Origin of the sequence: Pseudomonas sp. CM25 (genome assembly GCF_013179705.1) — a bacterium.
Classification (GTDB): Bacteria; Pseudomonadota; Gammaproteobacteria; order Pseudomonadales; family Pseudomonadaceae; genus Aquipseudomonas.
On the sequence record NZ_JABMCW010000580.1, the window covers coordinates 1 to 1953 of the forward strand.

Genomic DNA, 1953 nt, shown 5'->3' on the forward strand with positions numbered 1-1953 from the left:
AAGTCACACCATGCTGATCCCCTACGAACAACTGCAAGCCGAAACCCTTACCCGCCTGATCGAGGACTTCGTCACCCGCGACGGCACCGACAACGGCGACGACACCCCGCTGGAAACCCGCGTGCTGCGGGTTCGTCAGGCATTGGCCAAGGGCCAGGCGTTCATCCTGTTCGACCTGGAAAGCCAGCAGTGCCAGCTGCTTGCCAAGCATGATGTGCCGCGCGAGCTGCTCGACTGACAGCACGGGTGTCCAAGCGGGTACAGGCGACATCAGGCCCTTCGGGTCTTGCACTTTTCGCCTTCCTTGATGCGCTTGTACACCTCGGCCCGATGCACCTGCACCTCGCGCGGGGCATCGATCCCCAAGCGCACCACGCCATCCCGCGTCTCCACCACCATGATGCGGATGTCATCACCAATCACGATGATCTCGCCTACTTCACGCCCTATTACCAGCATGTTCCGATCCTCCTGCAAAGGGAAAACCGGAGCCTGCCTCGTAAGCATTTGGCTACTCAATAGCTCTACTGCGAATCAGAAGCGCCCTACATTTGCGGGTAAATTGCCCTACAGACAGGTCAGCGCGATTGGGCTTTCGAGCGCATTTTTACCGCCATTTCGGCCATCTCTTCGTACAGCCGCTCGGGGGCCTCGCGCTTCAACTGCCACGCCTGGCGCCCGGCCTCGTGCGGCAGTATGAGGAACTCGCCGGCGGCGACCTGTCGGTGGATATACTCGGCAATATCGGCAGCACTGATCGGCGAACCTTCCAGCAGCTTGCCCACCTGCGCCTTCATGGCTGGGTTCGGCCCGCGGAACGAGTCCAGCAGGTTGGTCTGGAAGAACGACGGGCACACCACATGCACGGCCACCTCCAGCTGCTGCAACTCGACCAGCAGGCTCTCCGACAGCGCCAGCACGCCCGCCTTGGCCACGTTGTAGTTGCTCATGCCGGGGCCCTGCATCAGCGCGGCCATCGAGGCGATGTTGATGATGCGCCCCTTGCTGCGCTCCAGCAGCGGCAGGAAGGCCTTGCAGCCTTTGACCACGCCCATCAGGTTGACCGCGATCTGCCAGTCCCAGTCTTCCAGCGACAGTTCGGCAAAGAACCCGCCCGAGGCGACCCCGGCGTTGTTGACGATCACATCGATGCCGCCGAACTTCTCGTCGCAGGCCTGGGCCAGGGCAGTCAGCTGGCTGTAGTCGCGCACGTCGCAGCGCTGCACAAAGCCTTCGCCACCGAGCGCGCGAACCTGTTCCAGGGTTTCGCCCAGGCCGGCGTCGTTGACATCGGCCAACGCCAGGCGCCAGCCCTCACGTGCCCAGCGCAGGGCGATCTCGCGACCGAGGCCGGACCCGGCGCCGGTGATCATGATGCGGTTTTGCATGGTGGCTAGCCTTGTTCTGATGAGCAATGGAGGCAGTCTAAACAAGGGCCGGGGGGTCAGCAGGGTTAATCAGGGTAGTGAATGGGGGAGCATGACTGTGCTGCTAAGAGGCCGGTGTCGGCGCACATCAATGGAATCTTTCACAAGCGGCAACAGTCCGAACTTACAAGAGGCCAGCAGTCCGAGGCCCTTGACCCTCAACCACGCAAGGACTCCGTCATGACCACGATTCTCATCATCATCCTGATCCTGCTGCTGATTGGTGGCTTACCAGTCTTCCCGCACTCGCGCAGCTGGGGCTATGGCCCGTCCGGCATCATTGGCGTAGTGCTGGTGGTCCTGCTGGTGTTGTTGTTATTAGGCATGATCTAGCCCTGAACCAATAAAAAAACCGCGCCTGAGCGCGGTTTTTTTATTGCCCGGCGAATCAGTGCGAAACAGCCCCCGAAGCGCCCAGGCCAGTCTGCGACCGCACGAATTGCGGGTAGAACAGCGCCCGTTCGTCATCAGCCGCCTTGGACTTGTCGGTGACCGAGAAGAACCAGATGCTGGCGAAGGCGATGGC

Annotated in this window: 5 protein-coding genes; 2 read left to right on the forward strand and 3 right to left on the reverse strand. The window is 61.4% G+C overall.

The genetic code is table 11. The features are described from left to right. Positions 1-10 precede the first annotated feature (10 nt). A complete protein-coding gene (locus HP546_RS29640) occupies positions 11-238 on the forward strand; it encodes a YheU family protein (RefSeq protein WP_054900489.1) in 228 nt (75 codons plus the stop codon). Positions 239-270: 32 nt separating this feature from the next. On the opposite strand, the gene csrA is transcribed toward HP546_RS29640, so the two are convergent. Both csrA and HP546_RS29650 read right to left on the reverse strand, forming a co-directional pair. Then, positions 271-459, reverse strand: coding sequence for a carbon storage regulator CsrA (gene csrA / locus HP546_RS29645; protein ID WP_172233261.1), 189 nt, complete (start codon positions 457-459; stop codon positions 271-273). Between the two features lie 119 nt (positions 460-578). Then, positions 579-1388: an SDR family oxidoreductase gene (locus HP546_RS29650; protein ID WP_172233263.1), complete on the reverse strand. Its 810-nt coding sequence runs from the start codon at positions 1386-1388 to the stop codon at positions 579-581. Positions 1389-1607: 219 nt separating this feature from the next. Between HP546_RS29650 and HP546_RS29655 the strand changes: the two genes are divergently transcribed. Next, positions 1608-1760, forward strand: coding sequence for a DUF3309 family protein (locus HP546_RS29655; protein ID WP_013971433.1), 153 nt, complete (start codon positions 1608-1610; stop codon positions 1758-1760). 55 nt (positions 1761-1815) lie between these two features. Here HP546_RS29655 and HP546_RS31610 read toward each other — a convergent pair. Continuing rightward, the coding region (locus HP546_RS31610; protein WP_172233265.1) for a hypothetical protein at positions 1816-1953 on the reverse strand (138 nt) is incomplete at its 5' end.